The sequence below is a fragment of the Sphingobium sp. RAC03 genome (assembly GCF_001713415.1).
Taxonomy (GTDB): Bacteria; Pseudomonadota; Alphaproteobacteria; order Sphingomonadales; family Sphingomonadaceae; genus Sphingobium.
Window position 1 is genome coordinate 2,130,956 of record NZ_CP016456.1, and the last position, 15,555, is coordinate 2,146,510.

The 15,555-nt window shown below is 63.9% G+C and carries 18 protein-coding genes and 1 tRNA gene; 8 read left to right on the plus strand and 11 right to left on the minus strand.

All coding sequences use genetic code 11. The annotated features are described in order from the left end of the window. Positions 1-14 precede the first annotated feature (14 nt). Entirely contained in the window at positions 15-665 is a 651-nt protein-coding gene (locus tag BSY17_RS14835) for a DUF2490 domain-containing protein (protein WP_069066067.1), read from the minus strand. A 140-nt stretch (positions 666-805) separates the two neighbouring features. On the opposite strand from BSY17_RS14835, the gene fsa reads away from it, so the two are divergent. Next, the gene (fsa, locus tag BSY17_RS14840) at positions 806-1,459 is read left to right on the plus strand and encodes a fructose-6-phosphate aldolase (RefSeq protein ID WP_037480038.1); all 654 of its coding nucleotides are present in this window, start codon (positions 806-808) and stop codon (positions 1,457-1,459) included. A 144-nt stretch (positions 1,460-1,603) separates the two neighbouring features. On the opposite strand, the gene BSY17_RS14845 is transcribed toward fsa, so the two are convergent. After that, positions 1,604-1,680: transfer RNA gene (locus tag BSY17_RS14845), tRNA-Arg, on the minus strand. Positions 1,681-1,748: 68 nt separating this feature from the next. On the opposite strand from BSY17_RS14845, the gene BSY17_RS14850 reads away from it, so the two are divergent. After that, positions 1,749-2,468: a queuosine precursor transporter gene (locus tag BSY17_RS14850; RefSeq protein ID WP_069067006.1), complete on the plus strand. Its 720-nt coding sequence runs from the start codon at positions 1,749-1,751 to the stop codon at positions 2,466-2,468. A gap of 62 nt (positions 2,469-2,530) precedes the next feature. Further along, positions 2,531-3,472 carry a GGDEF domain-containing protein gene (locus BSY17_RS14855; RefSeq protein ID WP_069066068.1) on the plus strand — a complete coding sequence of 314 codons (942 nt, stop codon included), beginning with the start codon at positions 2,531-2,533 and terminating at the stop codon, positions 3,470-3,472. Here the strand turns inward: BSY17_RS14855 and truA are convergent. Then, positions 3,450-4,211 carry a tRNA pseudouridine(38-40) synthase TruA gene (truA, locus tag BSY17_RS14860; RefSeq protein ID WP_069067007.1) on the minus strand — a complete coding sequence of 254 codons (762 nt, stop codon included), beginning with the start codon at positions 4,209-4,211 and terminating at the stop codon, positions 3,450-3,452. The genes BSY17_RS14855 and truA overlap by 23 nt on opposite strands. A 13-nt stretch (positions 4,212-4,224) precedes the next feature. Further along, positions 4,225-5,133, minus strand: a complete 909-nt coding sequence (gene fmt, locus BSY17_RS14865; RefSeq protein WP_069066069.1) for a methionyl-tRNA formyltransferase — start codon at positions 5,131-5,133, stop codon at positions 4,225-4,227. A gap of 180 nt (positions 5,134-5,313) precedes the next feature. On the opposite strand from fmt, the gene recR reads away from it, so the two are divergent. The 4 genes from recR to def all read left to right on the plus strand — a co-directional run bounded on the left by recR (position 5,314) and on the right by def (position 7,604). Further along, positions 5,314-5,910, plus strand: a complete 597-nt coding sequence (recR, locus tag BSY17_RS14870; protein WP_069066070.1) for a recombination mediator RecR — start codon at positions 5,314-5,316, stop codon at positions 5,908-5,910. A gap of 175 nt (positions 5,911-6,085) precedes the next feature. After that, positions 6,086-6,397 carry a hypothetical protein gene (locus BSY17_RS14875; RefSeq protein WP_443019531.1) on the plus strand — a complete coding sequence of 104 codons (312 nt, stop codon included), beginning with the start codon at positions 6,086-6,088 and terminating at the stop codon, positions 6,395-6,397. 160 nt (positions 6,398-6,557) lie between these two features. Continuing rightward, positions 6,558-7,016: a VOC family protein gene (locus BSY17_RS14880; protein WP_037477014.1), complete on the plus strand. Its 459-nt coding sequence runs from the start codon at positions 6,558-6,560 to the stop codon at positions 7,014-7,016. Positions 7,017-7,073: 57 nt separating this feature from the next. After that, entirely contained in the window at positions 7,074-7,604 is a 531-nt protein-coding gene (gene def, locus BSY17_RS14885) for a peptide deformylase (protein WP_037477011.1), read from the plus strand. Between the two features lie 49 nt (positions 7,605-7,653). Here def and phoB read toward each other — a convergent pair whose 3' ends face one another. From phoB to BSY17_RS14920, 7 genes are all read right to left on the minus strand, one after another. Beyond that, positions 7,654-8,355, minus strand: a complete 702-nt coding sequence (gene phoB, locus BSY17_RS14890) for a phosphate regulon transcriptional regulator PhoB (RefSeq protein WP_037477010.1) — start codon at positions 8,353-8,355, stop codon at positions 7,654-7,656. 2 nt (positions 8,356-8,357) lie between these two features. Then, positions 8,358-9,056: a phosphate signaling complex protein PhoU gene (phoU, locus tag BSY17_RS14895; protein ID WP_037477008.1), complete on the minus strand. Its 699-nt coding sequence runs from the start codon at positions 9,054-9,056 to the stop codon at positions 8,358-8,360. Positions 9,057-9,077: 21 nt separating this feature from the next. Next, positions 9,078-9,866, minus strand: coding sequence for a phosphate ABC transporter ATP-binding protein PstB (gene pstB, locus BSY17_RS14900; RefSeq protein WP_037477006.1), 789 nt, complete (start codon positions 9,864-9,866; stop codon positions 9,078-9,080). 8 nt (positions 9,867-9,874) lie between these two features. Then, the gene (gene pstA / locus BSY17_RS14905) at positions 9,875-11,119 is read right to left on the minus strand and encodes a phosphate ABC transporter permease PstA (protein WP_037477004.1); all 1,245 of its coding nucleotides are present in this window, start codon (positions 11,117-11,119) and stop codon (positions 9,875-9,877) included. Then, positions 11,116-12,510, minus strand: a complete 1,395-nt coding sequence (gene pstC, locus BSY17_RS14910; protein ID WP_069066071.1) for a phosphate ABC transporter permease subunit PstC — start codon at positions 12,508-12,510, stop codon at positions 11,116-11,118. Before pstC ends, pstA begins: the two co-directional genes overlap by 4 nt. 10 nt (positions 12,511-12,520) lie before the next feature. Then, complete coding sequence (locus tag BSY17_RS14915; protein WP_069066072.1) at positions 12,521-13,570, minus strand: substrate-binding domain-containing protein; 1,050 nt, start codon at positions 13,568-13,570, stop codon at positions 12,521-12,523. 105 nt (positions 13,571-13,675) lie between these two features. Then, positions 13,676-14,962 (minus strand): ATP-binding protein, encoded by a 1,287-nt coding sequence (locus BSY17_RS14920; RefSeq protein WP_069066073.1) that lies wholly within the window; start codon positions 14,960-14,962, stop codon positions 13,676-13,678. 101 nt (positions 14,963-15,063) lie between these two features. Between BSY17_RS14920 and BSY17_RS14925 the strand changes: the two genes are divergently transcribed. Beyond that, the gene (locus BSY17_RS14925; RefSeq protein WP_069066074.1) at positions 15,064-15,489 is read left to right on the plus strand and encodes a hypothetical protein; all 426 of its coding nucleotides are present in this window, start codon (positions 15,064-15,066) and stop codon (positions 15,487-15,489) included. The last annotated feature ends 66 nt before the right edge of the window (positions 15,490-15,555 follow it).

Consider the following 15,555-nt stretch of genomic DNA (forward strand, 5'->3'; position numbering starts at 1 on the left):
GCAAATGCCGCGCGTCAGATCCGCCAGCTGAGCGTCAGCCACGGCACATGCGATACGACATCGGGCCGCCCGTCACGGAAATTCTGCTGGCGCATATAGAGAAGCTGCGCATCGACCCCCTTGGCGATCGGATGGCGCAGGCCGATCTGCTGGCGCATCGTCGCCAGGCCGGTCTTGTCGCTGGGCCGCCCGCGATTGAGATGGAAGAAGATTTCGGTCGCGGCGATCACCGTCCATTGCTTCGCTTTGTCGATCGGGACGCTCGCCTGCAGCCGCTGGCGCAGCCGCCATACCGGCGCATCGACCGTGTCGAAGAAACGCTGTTCCATCCGGGTGCGCGCCATCCAGATACCCTTGGTCAGCGTAATCTGCTGGAACAGCCGCAACTCCTCGTCCGCCTCGCTCTTGAGATAGGCAAAACCCCCGCCCAGTTGCACGGCCGGGGCGATACGGTGGTCGATGGCGATCCGGCTGAGAAACTGCTCGCCGCCGCTCCGGCTGTCGGACCGCGCGCGCTGGCTCGAATCTATCGTGATGATGTCCGCCGGACTCGCCTTGATCGTCACCATCTCGGTCAGCCACGCCTGGCTTTCCTGCGTCGCCGCATGAGCGGGCAGGGGCATCGCCAGCACCGACACGGCAATCATCAATCGGCGCAACAGCATGGCATATCCTTTGGCAGGGTGCCCGCGACTTAATCATGTTGCTGCATTGTTGCAAACCGATCGACCAGCCCCGGAGATGGCGAAACCAGCGGCCAGCGGCTAAAGGGGACCGACTCATTCATCCTCGGAGCGTTAGACCCATGAAATTCTTTGTCGACACAGCCGACACCGCCGACATTCGCGACCTGGCCGCCACCGGCCTGCTCGACGGCGTGACCACCAACCCGTCCTTGATCCACAAGTCGGGCCGCGCCTTCCTCGAAGTGGTCGAAGAAATCTGTGGCCTGGTCGACGGCCCCGTCTCCGCCGAAGTCGTCGCGCTCGACCATGAAACGATGATGAAAGAAGCCGAAGTCCTGCGCAAAATTGCGGACAATGTCTGCATAAAGGTGCCGTTGACCATCGACGGCCTCAAGACCTGCAAGGCGCTGACCGACGAGGGCACGCTCGTCAACGTCACGCTCTGCTTCTCCGCCAATCAGGCGCTGCTCGCGGCCAAGGCCGGCGCGTCCTTCATCTCGCCCTTCGTTGGCCGCCATGACGATAATGGCTTCGATGGCATGGCGCTGATCCAGGATATTCGCCTGATCTACGACAATTATGGCTTCGACACCGAAATCCTCGTCGCCAGCGTTCGCCACCCCATCCATGTGCTGGAAAGCGCGCGCATCGGCGCTGACGTCATGACCGCGCCCCCCGCCGTCATCCGCATGCTCTCCAAGCATGTGCTGACCGACAAGGGCCTCGAAGGCTTCGCCGCCGACTGGGCCAAGACCGGCCAGTCGATCCTGTGATCTGAACAGGCGGGACGGCAACCGTCGTCCCGCCTTAAGGAAAAATCCATGAGCCACGATCCCGACAAGCCCGATTTCGGCTTTCTCTGGTTCTCGCTGCTGCTCACCATCATCGGTATGGCGCTGCTTATGGTCATGGGTGGATGGTGACCCCGGCGTGACTCGAACACGCAACATCCCGCTTAGAAGGCGGGTGCTCTATCCAGTTGAGCTACGGGGCCTTGGGCAGGCTCGATAGCGACGCCGGGGACAGCTTGCAATCACCCGACTGTGCGATATGCAGGGCGTTATGAACGACTGGGCGGTTCACAGGGTCGATGCAGGCGCGCTGGGTGCGCGGCCGCTACGCTATTATGATTTCGTGATGGCGGCCTTCGTCGCGATCCTGCTGCTATCCAACCTGATCGGCGCGGCTAAATTGTCGAGCCTGGGTGGCTTCACCTTCGGCGCTGGCATCCTCTTTTTCCCGCTCGGCTATGTGATCGGCGACGTGCTGACCGAAGTCTATGGCTATGCCCGCGCGCGCCGCTGCGTCTGGGCGGGCTTTGCCGCCATGCTGTTCATGGCGGTGATGAGCTGGGTCGTAGTCGCGCTGCCGCCTGCCGAAGGCTGGACGGGGCAGGAATCCTATGAAGCCGTGTTCGGCAGCACATGGCGCATCGTATTCGCCTCGCTCATCGCTTTCTGGGCGGGTGAACTGGCCAACAGCTTCGTTCTCGCCCGCATGAAATTGCTGACGCAGGGCAAGCATCTGTGGATGCGGACGATCGGATCGACGATCGTGGGGCAGGGCGTGGACAGCCTGCTTTTCTATCCGCTCGCCTTCTACGGCAACTGGACCGATGCGCAGGTGCTGACCGTCATGGTCACCAACTGGGCGATGAAGGTCGGCTGGGAAGCGCTGCTTACGCCTGTAACCTATGTCGTCGTCAATGCGCTCAAGCGGCGCGAAGGGCTGGACGTTTACGACGCAGGCACCAACTTCACCCCGTTCCGTGCGCGGCTCTGATTTCTTTCGTCCAGCGAGCATGAGATAAGGCCCTGTTTACCCTCCCGGTCGCATGAGGGGGCATGAGCAGGCAGTCGCATCGGCATTTCGCCCAATCGAACATCGAAGGAGGCGTCGCCTCCATTTCTCATGACCATCTCGTCGCCGAACTGGCGCTTGCGCAGCGCCGGTTCGAGGCGACCTTTTATCATGCGCCGGTGGGCATCGCCCATGCCGGCCTGGATGGCCGCTTCCTGCTGGTAAATCCCCGATTCTGCGAAATCAGCGGGCATGATGCCGATACGCTGTTGCAGGTCGGTTTTCAGCGGATTACCCATCCCGACGATCTCGATACCGACGAAGCCTTACTGGCGCGTCTCCATGCCGGTGAGATACCGCGTTATACGCTGGAAAAACGCTATATCCGTGCCGATGGCGGTATCGTCTGGGTCAACCTGACCGTGTCGATGGTGCGCGATGCAGCGGGGCAGCCCGAATTGTTCGTCGCCGTGATCGAGGATCTGTCCGACCTGCGCCGTGCCAGTTTCGAAGCCGTGCATGATCCGCTGACCGGCCTGCTCAACCGGCGCGGGCTGGCGAACCGCGCTGACGCCATTCTGGCCGATGCCGCGCATACAGGGCAGCCGGTCAGCCTCATCTTCCTCGATCTCGACGGGTTCAAGCAATTGAACGACAGCCGCGGCCATGCGGCGGGCGACGCTTGCCTTGCCGATGTGGCAGCGCTGCTGATGGATCACACCGGGGCCATCGATGCCATCGCGCGAGTGGGCGGCGACGAATTTCTGCTCCTGCTGCCCCTGCGCGACGCGCCGACCGCGACGGCGCTGGGCGATCAATTGCGGCATGCGCTCACGGCGCGCTGCGGCGGGATCAGCGGATCGTTCGGGCTGGTCACCGCAAGCGGTGCGCTTGATCTCGAAGCGCTGATCGATTGCGCCGACACCGCCATGCTCGCCGCAAAGCGCGGCGGGCGCAATCAACTCAGGACGGGTTATCTTCCCTGACCGGATAATGTGCCGCCGCGAAATAAAGCCCATCGGGCGGGGCATTGAGCCCCAACGCGGCGCGATCCTTCGCCTCCAATGCCGCGCGCAGATCGTCGGTCGACCACCGTCCATAGCCCACCAACGCCAGGCACCCGACCATCGATCGCACCTGATGATGCAGGAAGGATCGCGCGTCTGCGTGAACGGCGATGCGTTCGCCATCGCGCGCGACGTGCAAGCGGTCGAGCGTCTTGACGGGGCTGGCCGATTGGCAATGGGCCGACCGGAAGGTGGTGAAATCATGCAGCCCGACCAACAACTGCGCCGCCGCCTGCATCGCGTCGGCGTCCAGCGGCTTGGCCACTTGCCAAGCCAGCCCCCGTTCGACCGTCAGCGGCGCCCGCCGATTGACGATGCGATAGACATAGGAACGGCCAAGGCAGGAAAAACGCGCATGCCAGTCGTCCGGCACGATCTCGCACGCCAGGATCGCCACCGGATGCGGCCGCAATCGCGCATTGATCCCCCCCATCAGCCGGAATGGGGTGATCGCCTTGGCTATGTCGGCATGCGCCCGCATCGCCAGCCCATGCACGCCCGCATCCGTCCGCCCGGCGGCATGCACCGCCACCCGTTCGCCGGTCACCGCATGGATGGCGTCCTCGATCGCCTGTTGCACGCTGGGCCCATGGTTCTGCCGTTGCCACCCCATAAAGGGCCGCCCGTCAAATTCGACCGTGAAGGCAAAGCGAGTCAGACCCGTCTCCGGCTCATCCATCCACCCGGCTCCCCGCCGGCATGTCGAACCCGCGCAGCAGATCGTCCGGCGTCATCGCCGCCTTGCCCGCGCGCTGGATCAGCGTCGGGCGGATCGCGCCATGACCGCACCCGATCAGCAGCGCATCGTCCAGCATTGCGCCCGCTGCGCCATCCTCATGCTCGACATGCGCCGCCAGGATGCGAAACCGCTCGCCGCCATATTCGAAAAAGGCACCGGGAACGGGATTGAAGGCGCGGATCTGGCGCTCGACCTGAATCGCCGGGCGCGTGAAATCGATTCGCGCTTCGGCCTTGTCGATTTTGGCGGCATAGGTCACGCCTTCCTCCGGCTGCGGCATCGCCGGGTGCAGGCTGATGTCGTCCAGCACCTCGACCATCAGCGCCGCACCCGCCTGCGCCAGTTCGTCGGTCAGCGCGCCCGCCGTTTTCCCCTCGACCGATGTCACATATTTCGCGCGCATCGGCCCGGTGTCGAGGCCCGCTTCCATGTCCATGATGGTGACGCCGGTGACATTGTCGCCCGCCAGCACCGCCCGCTGGATCGGTGCTGCCCCGCGCCAGCGCGGCAACAGCGACGCATGGATGTTGATGCAGCCATGACGCGGCGCATCGAGAATCGCGCGCGGCAGGATCAGGCCATAGGCGGCCACCACCGCGACATCGGCGTCGAGCGCGGCAAAGGCTGCCTGCACCTCCGGCTCCTTCAGCGACACCGGCGTTCGCACCTCGATCCCCAGCGCTTCGGCACGTTGATGGACCGGAGAGGGCCGCAAAGCCTTGCCGCGCCCGGCGGGTCGGGGCGGCTGGCTGTAGACCGCCACGACCTGATGTCCTGCGGCAGCCAACGCCTCCAGCGCGGGAACGGCGAAATCGGGAGTGCCCATGTAAATGATACGCATAGCTTTATCCGGGTTTCCGCACCGGCCCGCTCCCCCACCCGGCCGCCCACAGGATAATGCCATTGGGTGGCCGGGTGGGGGAGCGGGCCGGTGCCGCATCCGAAATGCGCAATTCGCGCATTTCCAAAGAAGCTTCTCAAAGCTCTTGTCGGGACGGGTTGCAACCCCTTATCTCACAGCATGGCCTCTCCCGAAATCGAAGCGTTGACCCAGGCGCTCTCCCGCCTGCCCGGCCTTGGCCCGCGTTCGGCGCGGCGCGCGGTGCTGCACCTCATCAAGAAGCGTGAGGCGGCGATGGCACCGCTGTTGCGCGCGCTGGAGGCGGTGAACGAGCGGCTCGTCACCTGCCATGTCTGCGGCAATGTCGACACGGTCGATCCCTGCGGCATCTGCAAGGATGCGCGCCGCGATCCCCGTGCGCTCTGCGTGGTGGAGGATGTCGCGGACCTGTGGGCGCTCGACAAATCGCGGCTTTTCCCCGGCCGCTTCCATGTGCTGGGCGGGCGGCTGTCCGCGCTTGAGGGCATCCGGCCGGAGGATCTGACCATCGACGCGCTGGTCACCCGGCTGGAACAGGGCGGGGTGGACGAAGTCGTGCTGGCCATGAACGCCACGCTCGAAGGCCAGACCACCGCCCATTATCTTGCCGAACAGCTCGAACGCTTCCCCATCCGCCTGACCCAGCTGGCCCATGGCGTGCCCGTCGGCGGCGAACTCGACTATCTCGACGAAGGCACCCTCGCCCAGGCGCTGCGTGCGAGAAGGCCGGTAGGGTAGGGGGTGAACCTCTCAAATCGTCATGATCCTCTCAATCCGTCATCCCGGACTTGATCCGGGATCTATTAGCCTCAGCCTGTCGATGGCGAACGACCATCAAGCCCAGTCGGAAACACTGTCGCTGCAATAGCTGGCCTATCCCGCCAGTCCTGCTATGCGCGGTGCCATGCAAAACATGCAAAACCTTGCCGGTATCATCGACGTCGATGGCGAATCCTATGAATGGGAACTCCGCCGCGAACCCCAATGGAGCGACATTGACGGGTGGAAAGGCATGGCCATCGCCTTGCAGCAGAAAGACACGCAACGCGGTGCGCTCCTCGAATTTCCGCCGCCCAAGCGCTTGCTGAAAGGCCTGCAACGCGGCCGCCTGCAGATCAACGATGCCATCATCGCCCGCGGCATCCGCGCCGCGCTGGAAGCCGGCTGGGAACCCACCTCGCGCGGCAAACCCATGGTGTTCACCGTCGATGCGGAAGGCAATTGAAGGTTGTTGGGCGCCTTGCCTTTAGCCCTCTCCCGTTCTTCACGGGAGAGGGTTGGGTGAGGGTCTGCCTTCCTGTCCGTCCCCCCTGCGAAAGCCGCTAGCTGACCTGCTGTCCACCTTCCGCTAGACCGATTCCAAGAACCACAGGAGGGATGCCCCGATGATCGACCTGACCCGCACCCATCACAAGGGCATTGCCGTTGCCGATATCGACCGCGCCGTCGCGGACTATGGCGCGGCGCTTGGCCTGACCTTCGCACCCGTGCGCGATTTCGATCCACTGCCTTTCTGGACGCCCGAAGACGGCCTGCGCGACCTTCGCGTGCGTGCCACCTATTCGCTGGGTGGCCCGATCCACATCGAACTGGTGCAGGGGCAGGGGCCTTTCTACCACCCCGCCAGTGCCGAAACGGCCCGCCATATCGGTGTCTGGGTTGATGACCTTCCGGCCGATACCGCACGGCTGGTCGATCTCGGCTGGACGGTCCGTGCCGCCAATGCTGCGCCTGCCGATGGCTATGGCCTCATCGCCTATCTCGCCTCGCCTGATGGCGCGCTGCTGGTCGAACTGATCTCCACCGCGCTCAAGCCCGCGATCGACGCATGGCTGGGCGAATAAGCAGAGGCGACTCGGCGGGCGGCTTGAAATTCCGCGCCATTCCGCTATTTTGTCGCCATGGCCATTCTTCCTATCCTTGAGGCGCCCGATCCGCGCCTGCGTACCATTTCGACCCCGGTCGAGGCGATCGACGACGATCTGCAACGGCTGATCGACGATATGTTCGAAACGATGTACGACGCGCCGGGCATCGGGCTTGCCGCGATCCAGGTCGGTGTGCCCAAGCGGGTACTGGTCATGGACCTGCAGGAACCCGAATCCGACGAGGAAGGCGCGCCCCCGGTCAAACGGCCGATGGTCTTCATCAACCCGGAAATCCTGCGCGAATCGCAGGATATGTCGGTCTATAATGAAGGCTGCCTGTCGGTCCCGGAGCAATATGCCGAGGTCGAGCGTCCCGCGACGATCCGCGCCAGCTGGATGGACCGCGATGGCCGCATCCATGAGGAGCAGCTCGAAGGCCTGCTCGCCACCTGCCTCCAGCATGAGATGGACCATCTGGAGGGCGTGCTGTTTATCGACCATCTTTCGCGCATGAAGCGTGACATGCTGCTCAAGAAGCTGACCAAGGCGCGCCGCGCCGCCTGATCCGGTATAAGGGAAGCCCCGGTCATGCCGACCGGGGCTTCCCATCCTGTCACGCTACCCCGTCGGTATCCAGCGCATAGCCCGCCGACCGTACCGTGCGGATGATGTCGGTATAGACACCATCGGCATTGATCGCCTTGCGCAGACGGCGGATATGCACATCGACCGTGCGCAGCTCGATATCGCTATCCTGCCCCCACACGCTGTCGAGTAGCCGCTCGCGCGAGAAGACCCAGCCCGGATGCTCCAGAAAATGCTTGAGCAGCCGGAACTCGGTCGGCCCCAATGGGATCACTTGCCCGCCACGCCGCACCTTATGCCCCACCGTGTCCATCTCGACATCGGCGAAGGTCAGCGTCTCGCCAGCCAGCGCCGGGCGCACCCGGCGTAGCACCGCGCCGACGCGCGCCACCAGCTCGCGGGGCGAAAAGGGTTTGGTCACATAATCGTCCGCGCCGGTTTCCAGGCCACGAACGCGATCCTCTTCTTCGCCGCGGGCGGTCAGCATGATGATCGGCACATTCGCCGTGCCGGTCATCCGCCGCAGCCGACGGCACACCTCGATGCCTGACAGGCTTTCGACCATCCAGTCGAGCAGTACGATGTCAGGCACATTTTCCTGCGCCATCAACAGCGCTTCCTCGCCATCGACCGTATGGGCGACGTCGAAATCCTCGCGCTTAAAGTGCCAGATGAGCAATTCGGCCAAAGCCGCGTCATCCTCCACCAGCAGCATCTTGGCCCGTGCCATGGTCAGATCTCCGCCTGTACGTCGGTGCCGCCGCGTTCCCGCTCCGGCATGGTCTGGCCGGTCGCGGCATAATAGACCATCTCGGCGACATTGGTGGCATGGTCGCCGATCCGCTCGATATGCTTGGCGACGAACAGCAAATGCGCGCATTCGCTGATCGTCTTGGGATTTTCGACCATGAAGGTTACCAGCGTACGGAACACGCTATTGTAGAAATCATCCACCACCGCATCGCGCTCCACCACCGCCTGCGCGAGGTCAGGGTCACGCGCGGCATAGGCGTTCAGCACGTCATGCACCATTTCGGCCGCGACCTGCCCCATGGCGGGCAGCAGCGACATGGGTTCGAGCAACTGCCTGTTGGTGGCGATCAGCGGCACCCGCTTGGCGATATTCTTGGCATAGTCGCCGATCCGCTCGATCACGCTGACGATCTTGAGCGCGGCGATCACGTCGCGCAGGTCGTTGGCCATCGGTGCGCGCAGCGCGATGACCTCGATCACCAGCTTCTCGACCTCCGCTTCGATCGCGTCGATCCGCTTGTCGCCCTGGACGACCTCGGCCGCCAGCGCCAGATCCTGCCGTTGCAGCGCCAGCATCGCATTTTCGATCGCCGCTTCCGCGCGACCGCCCATTTCGGCGATCAACCCGCGCAGCCGGTCGATTTCGTCGTCAAATGCCTTGATCGTATGTTCAGCCATGTCTTGTCTCTCTCCGCCCGATCAGCCGTAACGACCGGTGATATAGTCCTTGGTCCGCTCCTGGCGCGGATTGGTGAAGATGTCCGACGTCACCCCATATTCGACCAGTTCGCCCAGATGGAAGAAGGCGGTCCGCTGCGACACGCGCGCGGCCTGCTGCATATTATGGGTGACGATGACGATCGCGTAGCGGCCGCGCAGCTCGTGGATCAGTTCCTCGATTTTGGCTGTCGCGATCGGATCAAGCGCCGAGCATGGCTCGTCCATCAGGATGACTTCGGGCTCGACCGCGATCGCGCGGCCGATGCACAGCCGCTGCTGCTGCCCGCCAGACAATGCCGTGCCGCTGTCGTGCAGCCGATCCTTCACCTCTTCCCACAGGCCAGCGCGACGGAGCGACTTTTCGACCACCACGTCCATGTCCGCCTTCGATGCGGCCAGGCCATGGATGCGCGGCCCATAGGCGATATTCTCGTAGATCGACTTGGGGAAGGGGTTGGGCTTCTGGAACACCATCCCCACCCGCGCGCGCAACTGCACCACGTCCATGGAGGAGGCATAGATGTCCTCGCCATCCAGCGTGATCTCGCCTTCGACCCGTGCCGACGCGACCGTGTCGTTCATGCGGTTCAAAGTGCGGAGGAACGTCGACTTGCCGCAGCCCGACGGGCCGATGAAGGCAGTGACATTGTCCATGTCGACGTCGATCGACACGCGCTTGATCGCCTGCTTCTCGCCATAGAAGACGTTGACGTCGCGGGCCGACATTTTCGGATTGGCGATCGCCAGGTTGATTTGGTCTTGGGTCATGGGTGCAGTTACCACCGTGTTTCAAACTTGTTGCGCAGATAGATGGCGAGGCCGTTCATCGCGAGGAGGAAGGCCAGCAGCACGATGATCGCGGCCGATGTCTTTTCGACAAAGCCCTTGGATACTTCGTCCGACCATAGGAAGATCTGGACCGGCAGGACGGTCGCCGGATCGCTGATCCCGCCGGGGGGGGTGGCGATGAAGGCGCGCATGCCGATCATCAGCAGCGGTGCCGTCTCGCCCAGCGCTCGCGCCATGCCGATGATCGTGCCGGTCAGGATACCGGGCAGGGCGAGCGGCAGCACATGCTGGAACACCACCTGTACGGGACTGGCCCCGATGCCGAGTGCCGCGTCGCGGATGCTGGGCGGCACCGACTTGATCGCGTTACGCCCGGCGATGACGATGACCGGCATCGTCATCAGCGCCAGCGTCATGCCGCCGACCAGCGCCGCCGATCGTGGCAAGTGCAGCAGGTTGAGGAAGATCGACAGGCCCAGCAGACCGAAGATGATCGACGGCACCGCAGCGAGGTTGTTGATCGACACTTCGATGATGTCTGTCCACCATGCCTTGGGCGCATATTCCTCCAGATAGAGCGCGGTCGCCACGCCCACCGGGAAACTGAGCAACAGCGTCACCAGCATCGTCAGCAACGTGCCCTTGAACGCGCCCCAGATGCCGACCTGCGCTGGATCGGTGCCGTCACTGGCCGACAGGAAATTCCAGTTGAAACCGGTCGTCAGCACGCCCGCCTTTTCCAGCCGCGCGACGGCGGCCTCGGCTTCGGGCGGCCCTTCGCTCTTGGCCGCCAGGTCGATGCCGGTCGAAGCGGGCAGGGCGATCGTCTCGGTCCGGCTAAGGATCGAGGGATCGGCCTTGATCGCGTCGCGGATGGTGATCCACGCCGTCGATGACAGGAGCGAGTCGGCGTCCGGCCCCAATGCTTGCTTGGCGACCGCGCTGGTCACCATCGGCAGGTTCGCCTGATTGAGCGATTCGTCCGTGATCGCGGCGGGATCGAGCAACAGCGGTGAGGCCGGGAAATCGACCGTCAGCGCAATCTCCGTCCGGGTAAAGCCGCGCAGGCCATTGCCCATCATGGTGAACAGCAGGAAGGCGAGGAAGGCGGCGGACAGCACCACAGCGCCCAGGCCGATCAGCCGAAAGCGGCGTTCCTTGGCATAGCGCCCCGCAATCCGCTTGCGCATCGCCTCCGACTTCCAGTCGGTGGGCAGACGTTCGACGGTCATTCGTAAGCCTCGCGATATTTCTTCACGACCCGCAGGGCCACGATGTTGAGCAACAGGGTGATGATGAACAGCACCAGCCCCAGCGCGAAGGCCGCCAGCGTCTTGGCGCTGTCGAACTCCTGGTCGCCGGTCAGCAACTGGACGATCTGCGTCGTCACCGTCGTCACGCTGGAGAAAGGATTGAGCGTCAGGTTGGCGGCAAGCCCTGCGGCCATCACCACGATCATCGTCTCGCCGATCGCACGGCTGACGGCGAGCAATACGCCGCCGACGACACCGGGCAGGGCGGCGGGGATGAGGACGCGCTTGATCGTCTCGCTGGTGGTCGCGCCCATCGCCAGGCTGCCGTCGCGCATCGACTGCGGCACGGCCGCGATGCTGTCATCGGCCATGGAGGAGACGAAGGGAATGATCATCACGCCCATGACGAGGCCGGCCGCCAGCGCGCTTTCCGACGATGCACCGGAAATGCCGATCATCACTGCAAAGTCGCGCAGCGCAGGCGCAATGGTGAGCGCCGCGAAATAGCCATAGACGACCGTGGGCACGCCCGCGAGCATCTCCAGCGTCGGCTTCATCCAGCGGCGCACCGTGGGACTGGCATATTGGGTCAGATAGACCGCGCTCATCAGGCCCAGCGGAATGGCGACGATCATCGCGATGATTGCACCGATGAAGATGGTGCCCCAGAAGAGCGGGATCGCGCCGAACGCATCCTCATTGCCATAGCCCATCGCGGCCGATTGCGGGCTCCACTTGGTCCCGAACAGGAAGTCGATCGGGTTGACCATCGAGAAGAAGCGGAAACTTTCCCATAAGAGCGAGGCAACGATGCCCACGGTGGTCACGATCGCCAGCAGCGATGCCACCAGCAGCAGGGCCATCACAAGCCGCTCGACCCGCGTGCGCGCCCGGAAATCGGGACGGATGCGGGTAAAGGCATAGGCGCCCCCGGCGAAAGCCAGCACCAGCGCCAATATCGCGCCCGCCAGCCCGAACTTGTCGAGCGCTCGCGTATATGGCTCGACGAGCGCTTGCGAGGCGGGGTTGAAGGCACCCGCCTGCATCCCTGTCGCGATTGCCCGTGCTTCACCCAATATGGCGGAACGAGAGAAGTCGTCGAGCGGCAGAGCCTGCGCGGCCGGATCGGCCAGCACGGCCTGCGTCACCAGACTGGGTGCCACATTGGCCCAGACGACCAGGAAAAGGGCAGCGGGCAGCAGCGTCCACAGCGCCACATACCAGCCATGATAGCCCGGTAGGCTGTGGACGGCGTCACGCCGCCCGGTTGTCCGCGCCACCGCCTGCAAACGCATGGCGCGGGCGCGGGCACTGACCCAGGCGATCGCGCCCAGGCCTGCCAGCAGCAGGAGGATTGCGGGTCCGGTCATGGGGTCTCGCTTATTTCAGCTGCGCGCCGTCAAGCACGGTCAGCGCCTTGACGGTTTGCTCGTTCGCCTTGCGGACATCCTCCGGCGCAGCAACCATGCCGCGCTTGGTGAGTGCGCCGCCCGGCGCCCAATTGGTCGCAAAGCTGTTCAGGAAGCCCTGAAGGCCCGGAATGGCGGACATATGCGCCTTCTTCACATAGATGTAGAGCGGGCGCGCGCCAGGATATTGGCCCGACGACACCGTCTCGTAGGAGGCTTCGATCCCGTCGATCGGAATATCCTTCAGCGTGGCGCGATTTTCTTCGAGGAAGCTGAAACCGAACACGCCGACCGCATTGGGATTCGCACCCAGCTTCTGCACGATCAGATTGTCGTTTTCGCCCGAATCGACATATTTGCCATCCTCGCGAACGCGTGTGCAGGTCGCCTTATATTCGTCCTCGCTCTTTTCCTTGAGCGCTTCCATTGCCGGATCGCTCTGGCATCCTTTTTCCAGGATCAGCTCGGCGAGCGAATCGCGCGTGCCGCTGGTCGATGGCGGGCCGAACACCGAAATCGCGATGGCGGGCAGGCTGGGGTCCACATCCTTCCAGGTCTGCGTCTTGTTCGGACCCTTGCCATAAGGATTGGCGGCCAGCGCTTCATAGACGATCTTGGGGGTCAGCTTGTAGCCAGGGCCATTCTTCGCTTCGGCAAAGGCCAGACCATCGACGCCGATCTGCACTTCGATGATGTCCTTGACGCCATTGCCTTGGCACAGGTCGAACTCGGCCTTCTTCATCCGCCGCGACGCGTTGGCGATGTCGGGATATTGCGCGCCGACGCCGCTGCAAAACAGCTTCATGCCGCCGCCGGTGCCGGTTGATTCGATGATCGGCGACTTCATGCCGGCATTGGTCTGCACGAACAGTTCGGATGCGGCCGTGGCGAAGGGATAGACGGTGGAGGAACCGACCGCGCGGATCTGATCGCGGGTCGCGCCAGCGCCGCCCTGATCGCCGCAAGCGGACAGGCTAAGGACGCTCAGCGCCGTGGCGGCGAGCAAGGCGAATCTCTTCACGGAAAACCTCCATCAACTAAGGCCGCGATTCGCATGTCGCCGCCCCCCATGGAGCAAGCGTCTAGCTGCGGACCATCGCGCCTTTGTGACAGTCAGGTTGCAGTTTCATGACACCGTGCCCGAAAGCGCCGATGGCCGCCTTCGTTCATCGGCCTTTGGCACCCCTTCATCGGCCGCTGGCGGCAGCAATATGGTGATCGTCGTGCCCTTGCCCAACGTGCTGGCAATATCCAGCCGACCGCGATGCCGCTCGATAATATGTTTGACAATGGCGAGGCCAAGCCCCGTGCCGCCCATCGCACGGCTGCGGCCTGAATCGACGCGATAGAAACGCTCGGTCAATCGCGGCAGGTGATCGGGGCCTATGCCTTCGCCCTCGTCGGCGACGGCCAGCCGCGTCATGCCGCTCGGTCCCTCGGTCAGCGTGACGCGGATCGGTGTGTCGGGCCGACCATATTTCACCGAATTGCCGATCAGATTATGTACCAGCTGCGACAATTGCGCGCGGTCGCCCAGCACGGGGGGCAGCGAATGGGCGATCTCCATCTCCACATCGCGACCGCGCGGCCCATGGCTGGAGCGGAATATGCCGACCACTTCGGCAACCAGTTCGGACAGGTCGACAGCACCATCTGGCGCGCGATATTTTTCCGCCTCGATGCGCGAGAGCGAGATGAGGTCATCGATCAACCGCTGCATCCGACGCGCTTCGCCGTCCATGATCTTGAGGAAACGCTGCCGCGTCTCATGGTCCTTGCCCAGTTCCGGGTCGGCCAGCGTCTCGATGAAGCCCAATATCCCCGCCAGCGGCGTGCGCAGTTCGTGGCTGGCATTGGCGACGAAATCGACGCGCATCCGCTCCGCCGCATGGGTGCCGCTATGGTCGACCAGATGCACCAGCCGCCGCATCGACGTCACCGCGCCCACCGGTGCCACGCGCATCTGCCAGCGCTGCTCGCGACTGCCCAGGCCCACCAGTTCGATCATGAAGGGATCGGCCAGCGGCGCGGTGCTGGCCAGCCGTTCGGCGGCGGCGGGATGACGAATGGCGATCCGCGCATCATCCCCCTCTATGTGCGCGCCCAGCAAGCGTTGCGCCGCGCGATTGGCGCGCACGATCTTGCCCTTTTCCACCAGCATCAGCGGATCGGAAATCCCTTCCAGCAAGGTCGGAAAATCGGGATGGTCGATCAGGTCGGGCTGTTCGGGCGGCGGCGCGGGCTGGTCCGGCTCCGGGTCGTGACCGTGCGCCGCGATCAGCAACACGACCAGCCCCGCCAGAATCGGCAGGGCAATGCCGACGGGCGAAGCGCCAAGCAACAAGGCGCCGCCCGTGCCCAGCATAAGCACGGCCAGCGACGCGGTGATTTGGGAAATGCTGAGTCGATTCATGGTTACCGCACTGGATTTGTCGCGCAAACACTGCGAAGACCTAAGCCCAATAGCGTGCAATCATTACGCTTTGGCAAGCGCGAGATGCGGAACAGGACGATATGAGCGAGCAGATGCCCGATCAGGACGGTCCCCAGATGGACGAAACCGCCGCCGAACCGGCCGTCGCCTCGCGTCGCCAATTGTTGATGGGCGGGGCCATGGCGGCGTCCGCCATCGTCTCGATCCGCCCCGCGCTCGCCAACACCGCCGCCTCGGTCCTCAACTGCACCATCCCCGTTCCCGACAATGGCCGCGCGGGCAATTTCATCGCGCCCAACGGGCATGTGGTGCCTGCGGGCACCCCCGGCGCGTTTCCCGGCACCGGGCGCAGCTTTACCGGCGAGCAGGTGAAGCAAGCCCTGCGAGGTCGTCCGCTGCCCGGCACCAGCTATCAGCAGAACCAGGCCTATCTCAATTATATCCGCCGCCTCCAATCGGGGCAGAGCGGCTTCACCTGCTACGCCTCGCTGCAAATGCCGCGCTGAAGCGCCGCTTTTCCGCGACTACCCTAGCTATAACGATCAGGACGAATACGGCTTTCCCGCGTTGAG

Excerpts from the sequence above, each read along its gene's own strand:
- BSY17_RS14835 (WP_069066067.1), bottom strand. The coding sequence starts at position 665 with ATGCTGTTGCGCCGATTGATGATTGCCGTGTCGGTGCTGGCGATGCCC.
- fsa (WP_037480038.1), top strand. The coding sequence starts at position 806 with ATGAAATTCTTTGTCGACACAGCCGACACCGCCGACATTCGCGACCTG.
- BSY17_RS14850 (WP_069067006.1), top strand. The coding sequence starts at position 1,749 with ATGAACGACTGGGCGGTTCACAGGGTCGATGCAGGCGCGCTGGGTGCG.
- BSY17_RS14855 (WP_069066068.1), top strand. The coding sequence starts at position 2,531 with ATGAGCAGGCAGTCGCATCGGCATTTCGCCCAATCGAACATCGAAGGA.
- fmt (WP_069066069.1), bottom strand. The coding sequence starts at position 5,133 with ATGCGTATCATTTACATGGGCACTCCCGATTTCGCCGTTCCCGCGCTG.
- recR (WP_069066070.1), top strand. The coding sequence starts at position 5,314 with ATGGCCTCTCCCGAAATCGAAGCGTTGACCCAGGCGCTCTCCCGCCTG.
- BSY17_RS14875 (WP_443019531.1), top strand. The coding sequence starts at position 6,086 with ATGCAAAACCTTGCCGGTATCATCGACGTCGATGGCGAATCCTATGAA.
- BSY17_RS14880 (WP_037477014.1), top strand. The coding sequence starts at position 6,558 with ATGATCGACCTGACCCGCACCCATCACAAGGGCATTGCCGTTGCCGAT.
- def (WP_037477011.1), top strand. The coding sequence starts at position 7,074 with ATGGCCATTCTTCCTATCCTTGAGGCGCCCGATCCGCGCCTGCGTACC.
- phoB (WP_037477010.1), bottom strand. The coding sequence starts at position 8,355 with ATGGCACGGGCCAAGATGCTGCTGGTGGAGGATGACGCGGCTTTGGCC.
- phoU (WP_037477008.1), bottom strand. The coding sequence starts at position 9,056 with ATGGCTGAACATACGATCAAGGCATTTGACGACGAAATCGACCGGCTG.
- pstB (WP_037477006.1), bottom strand. The coding sequence starts at position 9,866 with ATGACCCAAGACCAAATCAACCTGGCGATCGCCAATCCGAAAATGTCG.
- pstA (WP_037477004.1), bottom strand. The coding sequence starts at position 11,119 with ATGACCGTCGAACGTCTGCCCACCGACTGGAAGTCGGAGGCGATGCGC.
- pstC (WP_069066071.1), bottom strand. The coding sequence starts at position 12,510 with ATGACCGGACCCGCAATCCTCCTGCTGCTGGCAGGCCTGGGCGCGATC.
- BSY17_RS14920 (WP_069066073.1), bottom strand. The coding sequence starts at position 14,962 with ATGAATCGACTCAGCATTTCCCAAATCACCGCGTCGCTGGCCGTGCTT.
- BSY17_RS14925 (WP_069066074.1), top strand. The coding sequence starts at position 15,064 with ATGAGCGAGCAGATGCCCGATCAGGACGGTCCCCAGATGGACGAAACC.